Annotated in this window: 15 protein-coding genes and 1 tRNA gene; 3 read left to right on the forward strand and 13 right to left on the reverse strand. The window is 51.1% G+C overall.

The features are described from left to right. The first annotated feature begins 8 nt into the window (after positions 1 to 8). Entirely contained in the window at positions 9 to 902 is an 894-nt protein-coding gene (locus M0D42_RS05835) for a hypothetical protein (RefSeq protein WP_265020653.1), read from the forward strand. Between the two features lie 33 nt (positions 903 to 935). Here M0D42_RS05835 and M0D42_RS05840 read toward each other — a convergent pair whose 3' ends face one another. Both M0D42_RS05840 and M0D42_RS05845 read right to left on the reverse strand, forming a co-directional pair. Continuing rightward, positions 936 to 2,381, reverse strand: a complete 1,446-nt coding sequence (locus M0D42_RS05840; RefSeq protein WP_265020654.1) for a hypothetical protein — start codon at positions 2,379 to 2,381, stop codon at positions 936 to 938. A 178-nt stretch (positions 2,382 to 2,559) separates the two neighbouring features. Continuing rightward, a complete protein-coding gene (locus tag M0D42_RS05845; RefSeq protein ID WP_265020655.1) occupies positions 2,560 to 3,282 on the reverse strand; it encodes a hypothetical protein in 723 nt (240 codons plus the stop codon). Positions 3,283 to 3,509: 227 nt separating this feature from the next. On the opposite strand from M0D42_RS05845, the gene M0D42_RS05850 reads away from it, so the two are divergent. Both M0D42_RS05850 and M0D42_RS05855 read left to right on the forward strand, forming a co-directional pair. Continuing rightward, entirely contained in the window at positions 3,510 to 3,833 is a 324-nt protein-coding gene (locus tag M0D42_RS05850) for a hypothetical protein (protein ID WP_265020656.1), read from the forward strand. Then, positions 3,830 to 5,356 (forward strand): recombinase family protein, encoded by a 1,527-nt coding sequence (locus tag M0D42_RS05855; RefSeq protein ID WP_265020657.1) that lies wholly within the window; start codon positions 3,830 to 3,832, stop codon positions 5,354 to 5,356. Before M0D42_RS05850 ends, M0D42_RS05855 begins: the two co-directional genes overlap by 4 nt. On the opposite strand, the gene M0D42_RS05860 is transcribed toward M0D42_RS05855, so the two are convergent. From M0D42_RS05860 to M0D42_RS05910, 11 genes are all read right to left on the reverse strand, one after another. Beyond that, positions 5,343 to 5,419 (reverse strand) — tRNA-Arg (locus tag M0D42_RS05860). The genes M0D42_RS05855 and M0D42_RS05860 overlap by 14 nt on opposite strands. Before the next feature lie 67 nt (positions 5,420 to 5,486). After that, complete coding sequence (locus M0D42_RS05865; RefSeq protein WP_265020658.1) at positions 5,487 to 6,707, reverse strand: cysteine desulfurase; 1,221 nt, start codon at positions 6,705 to 6,707, stop codon at positions 5,487 to 5,489. Further along, positions 6,707 to 7,276 (reverse strand): YIP1 family protein, encoded by a 570-nt coding sequence (locus tag M0D42_RS05870; RefSeq protein ID WP_265020659.1) that lies wholly within the window; start codon positions 7,274 to 7,276, stop codon positions 6,707 to 6,709. The genes M0D42_RS05865 and M0D42_RS05870 overlap by 1 nt, the downstream gene beginning before the upstream one ends. A gap of 3 nt (positions 7,277 to 7,279) precedes the next feature. Further along, on the reverse strand, positions 7,280 to 7,762 hold the full coding sequence (locus M0D42_RS05875) for a YIP1 family protein (protein ID WP_265020660.1): 483 nt from the start codon (positions 7,760 to 7,762) through the stop codon (positions 7,280 to 7,282). Beyond that, a complete protein-coding gene (locus M0D42_RS05880; RefSeq protein ID WP_265020661.1) occupies positions 7,762 to 9,048 on the reverse strand; it encodes a SufB/SufD family protein in 1,287 nt (428 codons plus the stop codon). Before M0D42_RS05880 ends, M0D42_RS05875 begins: the two co-directional genes overlap by 1 nt. Continuing rightward, on the reverse strand, positions 9,048 to 9,803 hold the full coding sequence (gene sufC, locus M0D42_RS05885) for a Fe-S cluster assembly ATPase SufC (RefSeq protein ID WP_265020662.1): 756 nt from the start codon (positions 9,801 to 9,803) through the stop codon (positions 9,048 to 9,050). The genes M0D42_RS05880 and sufC overlap by 1 nt, the downstream gene beginning before the upstream one ends. A gap of 453 nt (positions 9,804 to 10,256) precedes the next feature. Continuing rightward, positions 10,257 to 10,829, reverse strand: a complete 573-nt coding sequence (locus M0D42_RS05890) for a hypothetical protein (protein WP_265020663.1) — start codon at positions 10,827 to 10,829, stop codon at positions 10,257 to 10,259. Between the two features lie 105 nt (positions 10,830 to 10,934). Next, on the reverse strand, positions 10,935 to 11,249 hold the full coding sequence (locus tag M0D42_RS05895) for a heavy metal-binding domain-containing protein (RefSeq protein WP_265020664.1): 315 nt from the start codon (positions 11,247 to 11,249) through the stop codon (positions 10,935 to 10,937). Positions 11,250 to 11,287: 38 nt separating this feature from the next. Then, positions 11,288 to 12,799 carry a Fe-S cluster assembly protein SufB gene (gene sufB, locus M0D42_RS05900; RefSeq protein ID WP_265020665.1) on the reverse strand — a complete coding sequence of 504 codons (1,512 nt, stop codon included), beginning with the start codon at positions 12,797 to 12,799 and terminating at the stop codon, positions 11,288 to 11,290. 16 nt (positions 12,800 to 12,815) lie between these two features. Continuing rightward, a complete protein-coding gene (locus M0D42_RS05905) occupies positions 12,816 to 13,856 on the reverse strand; it encodes a cysteine desulfurase family protein (RefSeq protein ID WP_265020666.1) in 1,041 nt (346 codons plus the stop codon). Beyond that, the gene (locus M0D42_RS05910; RefSeq protein WP_265020667.1) at positions 13,853 to 14,317 is read right to left on the reverse strand and encodes an Rrf2 family transcriptional regulator; all 465 of its coding nucleotides are present in this window, start codon (positions 14,315 to 14,317) and stop codon (positions 13,853 to 13,855) included. The genes M0D42_RS05905 and M0D42_RS05910 overlap by 4 nt, the downstream gene beginning before the upstream one ends. Between the last annotated feature and the right edge of the window lie 17 nt (positions 14,318 to 14,334).

A 14,334-nucleotide genomic window follows, 5' to 3' on the forward strand; every position in this document is an offset into this window, starting at 1 on the left:
GCTGAAAATTGGAACTACCGACAATGAATATCTTAGCTGAATCGGTAAATCGCGTTGCTTCCCATTTCGATGAAAAGTTGCTTGAAGGGCTTTCGGTGGTTTTGACCGACCACAAAGGCATCTACGCGTCGATAGATCGGTTTGAGTTTCCGAGGTTGCAGGTATCCAGCGTGACTATAGAATTCATTAGCCAATTTGCTGAGGCTGATGGTAAGAAATTTTCCGTTTTCGACGCTCTTGATTGGCTAGTGATGCACGAACTTCAGCACCTGCGTCTTGGTCATTTCGAACTAGGATTCGTGTTTGATGTGGCTCAGCGAGCTAAAACTCAATCTTGGAAAGTAGCTAATGTCATTCCTGAGAAAGCTTATCGCGTAAGTCAGTGCATTGAAATGCAGGCGGACCATGAAGCGATAAGTTACTCGCTTGGCAGCTATTTAGAAAATAGCTGGTCTGAAATGCGCAAAAAAATCGCCGCAATTTCTGCAATGATGGTTTTGATTGAGCGAGAAGACGCCGTGATTAAATCTGCCGAAAAAACACACCCCAAGGCTGCAACACGAATTTTTCAACTTCTGTGCCACGTTGCTGAAATGCCTTTGATAAAAGCACATTTGGAAAACGACCCCAGTGTGCTTCCCACCGCGAACAAGATTGAACGCTTCGGGAAAGAGGTTACTTTGCCTTGCTACTTCGACGCATTACGGCTGGCAGAAGTAGGAGGAGCTATGAGCATTCAAGCTGACCTCGGAGCCCCTCAAGACTTTTTCGCAGACATGGAGTTGGTCAAACTGGGTCAGCCTCACCGATATTCTTATCTCCGGACCGAGGGTGCGAAAGAGTGGGTGACGCTTTGGAAATGCAATGAGATGCTGAAAACAACTATGCAAGCCTTCACGTAGGTCTTTCGACGAGAGTTTGACTTCAAGCTCACATCAACTCGATACCACGGTCGGACCAGTGACCAAAGTTTCAAAGTTTTCCAGCTTTCTATATGTTGCGTCCTGGCTTTCCAGCAGTTCCTTCACTTCATCAGCGGTCAAATTAATCTCGCTAATTCCAGAATGTTTGGTGTACCGAGAACCGATCAGCGTGTTTCTTAAGCTCTCCCGTCTATCTACGTAGACGCCTGTTAACAGTTCTTCACTTTGGTATCGTCTGAACTTGTACTGGCATATGCCGCTGAAATCGCTGTCGCGAAGTCTGTAGCCGATAAATACACTGTCTAAGTAGTGTGCAATTTCTCTATGCTCAGTTTCAGTTTCCTCAATCTGTCCATTTTGGTTGTAAACTTTGGCCTGAACACTGATACCACGCTCATTGTATCCGATTTCTACCAATCCCAATCGATTTGCAATTTGGTTATCAGACTGATCATCCTTTCGGTAACTTACGGTAATCCAGAGACCTACCTTATCAACCAACCTTGAGCTAGCATTTTGAAGACGTGTTTCAGCGTTGTCGGTGTAGTCGATTAAGAAACCCTTGTCGGACTCATCAAATACTGATCGGTTCCAAGTCCGTTTTATCAACGCTTCAAAATAGTCTTCGAAAGTTTTGAGAACGTCTCGGTCAATCGTGGCATATATTGGCGATTGTTCGCTTTCATCCCCTGAAACCCATCCCCAAAACACTTCAGTTGGTCGTGACGATGCATAGTCCAAAATAATGAAGTTAATTGTTGGCATTGTGTGTTTCAGTACAAAAACCCGATGCTCTCCTTTATGGCGAGAATTGGGTGATATTGCTTTGTATCGATCCGAAAAATATTCTTTTATACCAACGACATCCTGCCAAAGCCCTCGATTATTGTTGTTGAGCCATTTTTCGTAGCTAGCTATGACGCGGCTGTTTTTCGAGTTGTCTGAAGATATTGGATCCGGGATGTCCAGAAACATGTTTTTGACATTTGTCGCTTCGGAGAGCCTCTCCAATAAGGCTTCTGACGCCTTTATCTTGTTAGGGAAAACCTGAAAGGTTTTTGATCTGTTTGCTAGAAGTTCTAATTTTTTGCTTTGGCGCTGGTAGTCTTGAAAAAACAGTTCACGTTGTCGCTCGAATGACTCCGATAGTTTTTCGATTTCGTCTTTTTGTCCATCTACGAGACCGCGAAACCACATCCAGTTCAAACCAAGCAGTACGGCGATTGATCCAGCGGTTGAAATAAGCAGTCGCATTGCCTCGCGTTGTGAGTCGCCTGGAGCATTTTCTGTGGAAAGAAAAATCGCGATCCAAGTTAGCAAGGTTCCAATTATGGTAATAATTGTTGACCAATATGGGTGGTCTGCTATATGCTGAATTCTTTTTCTTAATGAATTTTTGTTATTTGAGGAGTTATTCGTGTCAAAGTTACTGTCTTTATTTAATTCAAAATCTCGCATTGATCACACCATTGCGTCTGGTCTTATAGGTTGGATGCTAGTCACGGCGTTTTATGCAACCGTTCCAAAAGCACTAATGAATTGGGAAGAAAGTGCGGTTCAGGAACAAATTGTGCAAGAACATTCGAGTCTTGATCTACGCCCGAAGTAAATATGACTCAAATTTGAATGCCTACCGCTAGCGTATGAAACTTGCGCTGGTTTTATGCAGCTCACACTGGTTGTTCCTCACCCACTCTACCATCAAATCTATTTGGGACGGAAAATTAATCTCAGTAGATGTTACCAGCACGAATTCATGAACGCCCTCATGCTCTTCTTCATAGAGGGGATCAGGGCCTCTAATACCTTGCGGTAGAAAATTTAGTCCCGTTTTCAACACTGCTGAAGTCATGGCCCTTGGCCCAATTTCAATGTTGTACCAATGCCCATGAACTTTTTGAAATAGGATAGCTGATCTTTCCTCATGACTTTCAAATTCCAGGCAATAGAGAGTACCAAATCGAATGGTGGTCGCAACTTTCCCACGCTGGCTGTTACGCCTTGCGATACCAAACTCCGTTGGTACAGACATAATTTGCAAATTATCGGAATGCGCCTTTTCATCAACGATGGCTTGCCAAAGTTGCTCTGGCGTCTCTGAGAATATTGCAGGCGCTAGGCTGTGCGCCTTTCCAAAATGGTTCTCAGAAATCCATTGATAGATCAACTTTGCATAAGAACGCCTGATTTTGCCTCGCCTAAAGGTGGACATGTAGTCCGTGCCCATAAGTACTCTTCGCCCTAAAGCGGCGTCCATGATTGCTTCGACGCTGATGTCAGCGGCATCGGCCACAGCACGAGTTGCTATATATAACTGCTTGCGCTCATTCTCGCTGGCTTTCAGCCAATCAATATCCACAAAAAATTCCTAAACAATAATACCCGATTGAACCCGCTGTAGTCCTCGTGCTCAGCCAAATTGCTCACACTATTCTGCCTACATACGCACCCGACTATTGAATTTTTCACTATCGGGATCAAGCGTTCACTGATATTTTGTTCCCTTTATGTTCTCGCTAATTGCGATGTGGAGAGGAGGACGAGAACCAGAGTTTGAATAACGCCATTGGGCAGAAAGATGAGGCTATGACCAAGAAACCACCAGAATTTAACCCAGAGACCGCACCTCCTGCCCTAACGATTGATTGGGATGCTTACCTCCCATTCTTTGAGAACGAAGATATTTCGGAGAAAGATAAGCGTGAACTAATAGAAGCTCTTTGGGCAATCATGGTCAGCTTTGTCGATCTCGGATTTGGGATTAGCCCTGTACAGCACGATTGTGGAAAAGGCGTAAGTTTAGCCACGATGCAGCGCGAGGCTGTGTTAGACTTAAACATCAGCCAGCCAGCCGAAGAAAACACATTGTCCGCTCAATTTGATGCGGTTGCGAGAAAGGAGTCCCGATGACCACAAACACCTATTCACACGCAGTCATTTACTGTCGGGTTTCTTCAACAAAGCAAAAGATGTCAGGTGGAGGCTTGGAAAGCCAAGAGCATCGCTGCCGTCAATATGCACTGGCGCAAGGTTACGATGTTTCCGCAGTTTTCCCAGATGATGCATCTGGAGGCGGAGACTTTATGAGGCGTCCTGGCATGGTTGCATTGTTGTCGTTTCTCGATGCACAGCCAGACAAAAACTATGTCGTGATCTTTGATGATTTGAAGCGTCTGGCGCGGGATACGCAGTTTCATATTGGATTGCGGCAAGCGCTACAGGCGCGAGGCGCAAAGGTCGAATGCCTTAACTTCAAATTTGAAGACACACCAGAAGGTCGATTTGCTGAAACGATCTTTGCTGCTCAAGGTGAATTAGAGCGTGAGCAAAACCGTCGCCAAACCATTCAAAAGATGAAGGCGCGGGTTGAAAAGGGCTATCACGTATTTCAAGCCCCTACTGGATATAGGTATCAGCGCACCAGAGAACATGGAAAGCTTCTTGTAAGGGCCGAACCAGTGGCCTCCATCTTGCAGGAAGTGTTAGAGGGTTATGCCAGCGGACGGTTCCAATCAAAATCTGAGGTGCGGCGGTTTCTTGAAGATCACCCTGATTATCCTGACACCAAGGTTCATCCACAGCGAATCCAAGATTTTCTGACACGACCTGTTTATGCTGGAATGGTTGAAGCGGCGAGTTGGGATGTCTCGCTACGTCAAGGACACCACGAACCACTGGTGAGCTTCAACACCTTCCAAAAGGTCCAAGAGCGGCTGTTTGGGCGTGCTAAAGCCCCTCAAAGAGTAGATGTGAGCGAGGATTTCCCTCTGCGTGGTTTTGTGCTGTGCGCTGAGTGTCAAAAGCCTCTAACGGCGAGTTGGTCAACCAGCAAGACTGGTAAGAAACATCCTTATTACTGGTGTAAGACGAAGGGATGCTCATGTCATCGCAAGTCGCTACGTCGGGCCGATGTAGAGGGCGCTTTTGAAACTGTCGTTAAAAAATTGCAGCCTTCGCTGGGCTTCTTTGGCATCTGTTTAAAGATGTTCAACGACGCTTGGGGAATGCGACATGAACAAGCAGAAGCGAAGGCACTTTCTGCTGGTAACAAAGTTAAGTCAATTGACGGACAAATCGAGAAACTGGTTTCGCGGATCATGGACAGTGAGCAACCAACGGTTATTGCGGCCTATGAGGCACGTATCGCTCAATTGGAAAAAGATCGGCTCATTCTTAAGAGTCAGAGTAATAATATCGTTGAAACGGAGACCCCCTTGGCGGAGTTGTTCGAACTCGCGTTCAGGTTCCTCGCAAACCCTTGGAATATTTGGGAAAGAGGCGATTTGGCTGCGCGTCGATTAGTGCTGAGATTAGCCTTTCAAAGCCCAATTTCTTATGATCGTGAAGAAGGTATTCGAACCCCATTTTTAGCCTTACCTTTCAAGGCGTTAGCAGGAGTAAATATGCTTGAAAATGGAATGGCGCACCCATGAGGATTCGAACCTCAGACCTCTGCCTTCGGAGGGCAGCGCTCTATCCAGCTGAGCTATGGGTGCCTAAGGCTCGTTATAGCCTGAGGAATTTTCGCCGCAAGCCGGAAAAGGGCCCGCGGCGGAATATGAGCTAGGCCAGCAACTCGTGTGCGAGTTCCAGCGCGTCCACCAAGGCGTCAACCTCTTCGGTGGTGTTATACATGCCAAGGGACGCACGGCAGGTGGCGCTGACGCCGAGGTGATCCATCAATGGACCTGCACAGTGATGCCCTGCCCTGACGGCCACGCCGCGCTTATCGAGAATGGTCGATATGTCATGCGCATGGGCAGCGCCCTGCAGGGTCATGCTGAAAATGGCGGCCTTACCCGGAGCATGGCCTTGGATATTGAGCCAGTTGAGACCTTTGAACTTCTCAGCCGCATAGTCACGCAGAGCGCTCTCATGGGTCGCGATGTTGTCCATGCCGATGTCCATCAGATATTCCAAGGCAACACCAAAACCGATTGTCTGCACGATGCCTGGAGTGCCCGCTTCAAACTTCATCGGTGGATCATTGTAGATCACCGCTTCTTTGCTGACCTCTTTGATCATGTCGCCGCCACCAATGAAGGGGCGCATTTCGGCCATGCGTTCTTTCTTTACAAAGATCGCGCCAGAGCCTGAGGGGCCGTAGAGCTTATGCCCAGTGATCGCGTAGAAATCGCACCCGATGTCCTGCACATTCACAGGCGCATGCACAGAGCCTTGGGAGCCGTCTACCAGTACTGGAATGCCACGTTCATGCGCTTCTGTCGTGATGGTTTTAACATCAACCATGGTGCCCAGCACATTGGAACACTGGGTGATCGCGACAAGTTTAGTCTTTGGTCCCATCGCATCGATCACAGCCTGCGGATCAAGGCTGCCATCGGCTGCCACATCGACCCATTTCAGAACCACGCCCTGACGTTCCCGCAGGAAGTGCCATGGCACGATATTGGCATGGTGTTCCATGACGCTCAGCAGGATTTCATCGCCCGCTTCAAGCTGTGGCATGGCCCAGCCATAGGCGACCATATTGATGCCTTCGGTGGTGCCGGAGTTCAGAACAATCTCGTCTTCATCAGCCGCCCCCAGAAAACGCGCGATTGTGCCGCGAACGGATTCATATTTTTCAGTCGCGATATTGCTCAGGTAGTGCAGCCCACGATGCACATTTGCATATTCATGCGCGTAGGCATTGGTGATCGCATCAATCACCACCTTGGGTTTTTGCGCGGAGGCGCCGTTGTCCAGATAAACCAGCGGTTTGCCATTCACCTCGCGCGACAGGATTGGGAAATCCGCGCGGATTTTTTGCACATCATACATTAGGGGGTTCCAGTCGGTCCAAAGCCAAGGAAAGTCAGAGTAAGTGAGAGGATGAACACAAGTCCGATAAAGCCAATCAGCAAGTTAGCCATGGCTTTTCCAAAGGAATCAAAGCCTTGCGCTTCGTTAACAAAGCTCAAAAGTATCCAAACACCATAGAGCAAGGCCAATGATGTCGCGAGCAAAGCAACGCCTGGTGCTGCGATCATCAGAATAAATCCACCCAACTGAACGGCCAGACGCATATACTGTAGCCAAGTGACAAGAGCTAGCAGGTCGTTGAAGCTGGCAACGCCTCCAATGAATTTGCCACCCCAATAGAGGCTCAGCGTACCAACCGACATACTCACAAAGAAGAGCACTGCGAGAGTGATCGGAGAGATCGCTTGTGCCATGGGCGGTGCTGCAGGTGGAAAGGCCAATATGGTTAGCACAAAGGCCACCGCATTCAGGATCGTCGCGAGCGCCAGCCCCTGCCAGATGGTGGGCCCATCAAGTTTTAGCGCAAGTACCTGACGCGCAGCCTCTTTGGGGGCTTTGATCGTGTCGATGAAAAGCTCTTTCCACATGGCTCAGGCTGTCTCCTCTCGCGCGGCAGACAGGCCTGCGAACCAGAAACTCAACAACGCGGCGACCCATAGGAATCCGAATATATTGTTCAGAAGTCCCGGTCCGATGAAACCTGCTATCAATCCTTGAAATAGGATGATGGGGCTGCAGGCCAGCAACGCCCAGAACAATGCCATACGGGCTTTGTAGCCCGTGGTTCCGCCAAAAGCTTTCAGGATGATCTGGGTTACAAAGGCTAAAGCATAAAACACCAGAGGCATCATAAATACCCAGCCCATCAGTGCGCCGCCGATCAAAGGCATAATGTCGGTTTGCTCGAGGTGGGCTTCGCGAGAAAGACGCGGCCATTGGGCCACGAAAATCACGATGCAGGCTGACATTAGCACCGCCAGCGCACGATCTTCGCGCGGACCATCTGCCTGCCGCCTTAGGGCGACAGACTTCGGTCTGCGATAGGTCGCTAGGATGTCGCGTGTGACAGACATCAGCCGCGACGACGCTCCAACCAGCCTTCAAGGCGGGTCAGGATGCACTCAGCCAGCGCCTCGTTTTCGACTTCTTCCACCGCTTCTGCAAGGAAGGCCAGCGTCATCAAGTCCGTTGCGATGTCTTTTGGAACGCCACGGGCACGTAAGTAGAACATGCCCTCTTCGTCTGTGGCACCTGAGGTGGAGCCGTGGGAACAGGCCACGTCATCAGCATAGATTTCCAGCTCTGGCTTAGCGAGGAACTGACTGTCATCATCAAGCAGCAGTGACTGGCTCATCTGATAGCCATCGGTTTTCTGCGCATCTGGTTTCACCAGGATCTTGCCCTGGAAGACGCCGGTGGCCCCGTTGCGCAGAACCTTCTTGAAGACCTGACGGCTTTCGCAGTTCACTGCATCATGGGTGATAAAGACCGTGTCATCATGGTGGAAATCACCATCGCCAACACAGGCACCAGCTACATGCACGACGGCATCGTCGCCAAGAAGCTCCAGCACGCATTCATTGCGGGTCAGAACGCCGTTCACCGTCAGAGTGAAAGACTTGAACACGGACTCTGCGCCAATGCGACCAAAGATGTGGGTTGCTGCGCGACGCTCATGATCGCGGCCTTGTGCCCGCACGTGGTGGAACTCGGCCTTATCGGCCACGTCCACTTCCATGACTTTGTTGAAACGCGCCGCCGCTGGGCCGTTTTCTAGCACAGTGACGGACGCGCCCTCTTCCAGTTTGATCACATGGTGCAAGATCGCGTCAGAATTTTCATCTTCGTGCTTGTAGATAAAGCTGACCGGGCGGTTAACTTGACCCGTCACGCGGATCACGATGCCGTCTTCTGCCAAGGCTGTGTTCAACGCCGCAAGAGGACGCTGGACTGGTGTCTGACCATTGGCCTCCAGTTGACCATAAAGGTCTTTGGCCCAGTGAATGTCTTTGGACACGATGTCAGACAGGCATTCGATGGTGAACCCTTCGCCTTCCAGATCGTCAGACAGGCCCGCATCAAAGATGCCATCCACGAAAACAACCTTCAGACGGTCGATCTCGTCAAACATTGGTGCTTCGCCGTGATCAAACGGCGCGGCTGGTGTGACCTCCTGCGCGGTCAGCGTATCCGGGCGGGTGTATTTCCAATATTCGTCACGGCGATGTGGCAAGCCGTTGTCGACGACACGCGCCATGGCGGCGTCGCGGATCGCGGTGATCCACCCTGCCCCGGCTGGCACGGAAACACCGTCCAGCAGGGCAGCCGTCGCTTCCTGTTTTTGCTCCAGAAAACCCATTACGCGATCTCCGCCAGAATGTCGGCGTAACCGTTGTTTTCGACTTCCAGCGCCAGCTCTGGGCCACCGGTTTTCACAATGCGACCGTCCGCCATGATGTGCACAACGTCTGGTTTGATGTGATCCAGCAGACGCTGGTAGTGGGTGATCACGAGGAAACCACGGCCTTCGTCACGTAGCGCATTCACGCCCTCAGACACCAGTTTCATCGCATCAACATCCAGACCGGAGTCTGTCTCGTCCAGGATGCACATCTTTGGCTCCAGCATCGCCATCTGCAGGATTTCGTTCCGCTTCTTCTCACCACCAGAGAAGCCAACGTTTACAGGGCGTTTCAGCATGTCGGCATCGATCTTCAGCGTTTTGGCTTTTGCGCGAATTTCCTTGAGGAAGTCAGCCGCAGATAACTCTTCTTCGCCGCGCGCTTTACGCTGTGCGTTTACTGCCGTGCGCAGGAAAGTCATATTGCCAACGCCTGGAATCTCAACCGGGTATTGGAATGCAAGGAACAGACCCAGTGCTGCGCGCTCTTCTGCTTCCAACTCTAGCAGGTCTTCACCACCCAGAGAGGCCTCGCCTTCGGTCACTTCGTAACCGTCACGACCGGACAGAACGTAAGACAATGTGGATTTACCAGAGCCGTTCGGCCCCATTATCGCGTGTACCTTGCCAGCTTCGACTTTCAGGTCGACGCCTTTCAGGATTTGCTTGTCTTCGTCTTCAAGTTTGACCTTCAGGCCTTTGATTTCCAACATGTTCTTTTCCTCATCCGCCGCGCTACGGCGGTCATCTCTTGATTAGTATCTGGGCCACAACCGACCCTAAAAACCCGCTGACAAAACTTGTCGCCAGCACTTGTGTATTTGATAGCATTGGGGCGAGCTGGCTGATCACAAAGGCAAAACCGGCACAAAACAGACCGGTTGTGCAGGCCGCCATGATCATCGCCCGCAGCATCAGCTAAGCACCACAGCGGTGCTAGAGGCCGAGACCATCAGCAAGGATTGGCCGCAATAACCAACATTCATTTCTGCGCTTGTCAAAACCTGCGCATATTCAGTTTTAAGCTGGACCTTTTGGCCCTTGGGTTCCAACACATTCATTTCCTTTGCTAGCAGCTGCAAACTGGCTGAATACAATTTCGCCCCCTGAATGAAACATTCAGAGGGTCTGATTCAAGAAAGATGGCCCCGTCCTTGAGGTTACTTTTAGCGCGAAGAGCTAAGGGCATTTCCTCCGCGAATAATTCGGGGACCATCGGGTTTGTTATCTGGTTGACCATCAAACGCATTCTCCTCCGGTGCTTCGCCAAAATAGATTGGCACGCCTCGGAACAGCAGCGAATTCGGAGCGGCGCGCGATTGCTCGTGGTCGACGAATTCCGGTGTGTAGATCACGGACATTGGATGTGGAAACCAATGGGAAAGATTGTGAAAACCCATAAAGGCGACCCAGAGCCCAACGATCTGGCATGTAAGATGCTGTTTGCTCTTTATGCTCAGCGCTGTTCGAATAGCAAATATCGTCCCAAGCGCCACCAATGCATTGATCGCGATTTGACCGATCGTCAAATCCTCGATCGCTGCGGCTCCCATCATATGATGGCTTACCAGCCGCACCAAAATGACTGAGAGTATTCCGGATAGAAAGGCCAGAACAAAACTGAATACATATCCAAAATTTTCTATGTAGTTGGTTTTGATAGCCTTTTTTGGATGAGATTGTTTCTGCGCGTTTAATCGCGCCATTCGTTCCTGAAATTCCGTTTGTTGCAATGACATCTACGCTAATCCTTTGCGTAATTTTGAAAACACGCAAGGGTTGTGCGATTGAATCGCGCCAAAAGTTTGTCAAAGCTTGGAATATGTCAGGAAATTTACGCACGATTAGTCTAGAACCACCGCTGTACCAGAAGCGGAGACCATCAGCATGGATTGACCGACCACTTCATAGTCGAGATCCACACCCACAACTGCATTTGCGCCTTTGGCAGCCGCACGTTCTTCAAGCTCGCGCAGAGCGGTGTCGCGCGCATCCTGCAGCTTGCTTTCGTAAGCGCCAGAGCGGCCGCCAACGATATCAGTGATGGATGCAAACACATCGCGTACAACGTTCGCGCCCATGATCGCCTCGCCCACGACAATGCCGCGGTACTCTTTGATGCTACGTCCTTCGACGGAATTCGTTGTCGTAATGATCATTTGAGACTTCTCCGACGTTGATGCCCAAGGGCCGGCCATTAACCGACCGATCCTTCCAAGCTAATCGCAACCAGCTGCTGCGCTTCCATGGCGAATTCCATCGGCAGCGCCTGCAGCACTTCTTTGGCGAACCCGTTCACGATCAATGCGACGGCTTCTTCTTCGTCCATGCCACGTTGGCGGCAGTAGAACATTTGCTCGTCATCCACTTTGGATGTCGTCGCTTCGTGTTCCACGCGTGAGCTGTTGTTTTTGACTTCAATATACGGAACGGTGTGTGCCCCGCATTTGTCGCCAATCAGCAAGCTGTCACATTGCGTGTAGTTGCGAGAGTTCTTGGCTTTCGGGTGCATCGAGACCAGACCACGATAGGTGTTCTGAGCCACACCGGCAGAAATCCCTTTAGAGACGATGCGTGACTTGGTGTTCTTGCCCAAGTGGATCATCTTTGTGCCAGTATCAGCCTGCTGGTGGTTGTTCGCAATCGCGATCGAGTAGAACTCGCCCTGGCTGTCGTCGCCACGCAGGATGCAGGACGGGTATTTCCAGGTCACTGCAGAGCCAGTTTCAACCTGTGTCCACATCACTTTAGCCCGGTCGCCACGGCAATCCGCGCGTTTGGTCACGAAGTTATAGATGCCGCCTTTGCCTTCTTCATCACCGGGGAACCAGTTCTGAACAGTGGAGTATTTCACCTCCGCATCTTCTTCGATGATGATCTCAACCACGGCTGCGTGCAGCTGAGCTGTGTCGCGTTGTGGTGCTGTACAGCCCTCCAGATAGGACACATAGGAGCCCTTATCGGCGATGATCAGCGTGCGTTCAAACTGACCCGTGTTTTCCGCGTTGATGCGGAAATAGGTGGACAGCTCCATTGGGCAGCGTGTGTTTGGCGGGATGTAGACAAAAGACCCGTCAGAGAAGACCGCTGAGTTCAGCGTGGCATAGAAGTTGTCGGATACAGGTACCACGGAGCCGAGGTACTTCTTCACCAGCTCAGGATGCTCTTTGATCGCTTCGCTGATGGAACAGAAAATCACGCCAGCTTTTTTCAGCTCTTCTTGGAAGGTCGTGCCAACAGAAACAGAGTCAAAAACCGCATCCACGGCCACTTTACGCTCTTCTTCTGGGGCTTCAACACCAGCCAGAAGCGCCTGTTCTTTCAAAGGGATACCCAGCTTGTTGTAGGTTTCCAGCAGCTTTGGATCGACCTCGTCCAGGGACTTCGGTTTGGTCTCCATGCTCTTTGGACGCGCATAGTAATACTGGTCCTGAAAATCAATTTCCGGGTAATTGACCATGGCCCATTTCGGCTCTTCTTTGGTCTGCCAGCGTTTGAAGGCTTCCAGACGCCATTCGGTCATCCACTCTGGTTCGTCATTCTTCTCAGAAATCAGACGCACGATGTCCTCGTTCAGACCTTTTGGAGCGTACTCCATCTCGATCTCGGTTTCCCAACCGTATTTATACTTGCCACCGACTTCGCGGACGGCGTCGACAGTTTCCTGATCTACGCCCTCTTTGACGTCTGTATGTTCCATTGTGGCCATCTCGCGTCTCCTAGTCTCACGCCGCTTTGGCGCGATGTTTTTCCAATTGGGACAGCCACTTAGCGGCAAAACCCAATACCTGTTCTTCGCGCGTGTCAGGTCCAAGGCTGACCCTGATTGCGCTGGACGCCACGGCGGCGTCATATCCCATGGCCGTTAAAACGGCGCTTGCTTTAACCTTGCCTGACGAGCAGGCCGATCCTGCGGAAATGGCATAGCCTGCCAGATCCATTTGCATCACCTGCGTTTCGCCTTTCCAGCCGGGAACTGCAAGGCAAGAGGTGTTTGGCAGGCGGTCAGAAGACTGCCCTACAAAGATGGTGTCCGGCGCGGCTTCGGCAAGGGTTGTTTCAAGCAAATCGCGCAGGCGTTTCACCTCGTTCCAAATACCGCTTTCTAAGTCACGCACAGCGGCTTTGGCTGCCGCTGCAAAGCCAGCTGCACCGATTACATTTTCTGTACCTGCGCGGCGGCCCATTTCCTGCCCGCCGCCCTTGAGGCGTGCTTGAATATCCGTGCCGCGTTTCACAATCAGGGCGCCGATACCTTTGGGGCCGCCCAGTTTGTGCGCAGAGACTATCGCCATCTCGCAACCAAGCCAGTTGAAGGCAATTGGCAGCTTGCCGAAGGCCTGTGTGGCGTCACAAAGCGCAAGGCCTTGAGGTAGTTTCTGGATAATCCCGGTCTCTGAATTCGCCAGCTGCAAGGTTGCGTTGGCAGGATCACCCACAGTCACAACACCATCGGTGTGTGTCGGTAATTCGCTTTCAATCCAAGCCCTTACAGCGTCATGTTCAACTAACGATCCGGCAAACCCTTGCCCTTCCATCGCCAATGCTGCGGCTTCCGTTGCGCTGGAGGTGAAGATCACATCCGCCCCATCTGCGCCAAAAGCTGTCGCGACATCTGCGCGCGCTTTTTCAAGCAAAGATTTCGCCTTACGCCCTTCCGCATGTACCGAAGACGGATTGCCTGAGACATCCATCGCAGCGATCATTGCCTCCCGCGCTTCAGGGCGCAACGGCGTAGTTGCGTTATGGTCCAGATACGCCCTCATTCGCAGTCATCCACCACGGCAAAGAGGTTCGGAACGGCCGGGCATGGCGCGAGGCCGTTTTCAATGACGTCAGACAGGCGTGTCTGATGTAGAAAGACATAAACATGCGCCGACAGGCCCTCCCACAGACGGTTCGCCATGGACTGCGCGCGAGAGCCTGATTGTGCGCCCGATGCGCCCGCCCCTGTGTGAAGTGCAGAGACTGTTTCATCGACCGCTGACAGCACATCCACAATACGAATCTCAGATGTAGGTTTTGCCAATCGGTAACCGCCGCCCGGACCGCGTACAGATTCCACCAATTCAGCGCGGCGTAATTTCACAAAGAGCTGTTCCAAATAGGCCAGAGATATATCCTGACGCGCCGAAATTTCAGATAATGTCACAAGCTTTTCAGCTGGTTGCAGGGCAATGTCCGCCAGAGCAACAACAGCATAACGACCTTTTGTCGATAGTTTCATCTGCCTCTCGCCCCCAG

This window comes from Cognatishimia activa, assembly GCF_026016445.1.
Classification (GTDB): Bacteria; Pseudomonadota; Alphaproteobacteria; order Rhodobacterales; family Rhodobacteraceae; genus Cognatishimia; species Cognatishimia activa_B.

Bases quoted from the DNA above. Each gene is read 5' to 3' on its own strand.
- M0D42_RS05840 (WP_265020654.1), bottom strand. From the start codon at position 2,381: ATGCGAGATTTTGAATTAAATAAAGACAGTAACTTTGACACGAATAAC.
- M0D42_RS05850 (WP_265020656.1), top strand. From the start codon at position 3,510: ATGACCAAGAAACCACCAGAATTTAACCCAGAGACCGCACCTCCTGCC.
- M0D42_RS05855 (WP_265020657.1), top strand. From the start codon at position 3,830: ATGACCACAAACACCTATTCACACGCAGTCATTTACTGTCGGGTTTCT.
- M0D42_RS05865 (WP_265020658.1), bottom strand. From the start codon at position 6,707: ATGTATGATGTGCAAAAAATCCGCGCGGATTTCCCAATCCTGTCGCGC.
- M0D42_RS05870 (WP_265020659.1), bottom strand. From the start codon at position 7,276: ATGTGGAAAGAGCTTTTCATCGACACGATCAAAGCCCCCAAAGAGGCT.
- M0D42_RS05875 (WP_265020660.1), bottom strand. From the start codon at position 7,762: ATGTCTGTCACACGCGACATCCTAGCGACCTATCGCAGACCGAAGTCT.
- M0D42_RS05880 (WP_265020661.1), bottom strand. From the start codon at position 9,048: ATGGGTTTTCTGGAGCAAAAACAGGAAGCGACGGCTGCCCTGCTGGAC.
- sufC (WP_265020662.1), bottom strand. From the start codon at position 9,803: ATGTTGGAAATCAAAGGCCTGAAGGTCAAACTTGAAGACGAAGACAAG.
- M0D42_RS05890 (WP_265020663.1), bottom strand. From the start codon at position 10,829: ATGTCATTGCAACAAACGGAATTTCAGGAACGAATGGCGCGATTAAAC.
- M0D42_RS05895 (WP_265020664.1), bottom strand. From the start codon at position 11,249: ATGATCATTACGACAACGAATTCCGTCGAAGGACGTAGCATCAAAGAG.
- sufB (WP_265020665.1), bottom strand. From the start codon at position 12,799: ATGGCCACAATGGAACATACAGACGTCAAAGAGGGCGTAGATCAGGAA.
- M0D42_RS05905 (WP_265020666.1), bottom strand. From the start codon at position 13,856: ATGAGGGCGTATCTGGACCATAACGCAACTACGCCGTTGCGCCCTGAA.
- M0D42_RS05910 (WP_265020667.1), bottom strand. From the start codon at position 14,317: ATGAAACTATCGACAAAAGGTCGTTATGCTGTTGTTGCTCTGGCGGAC.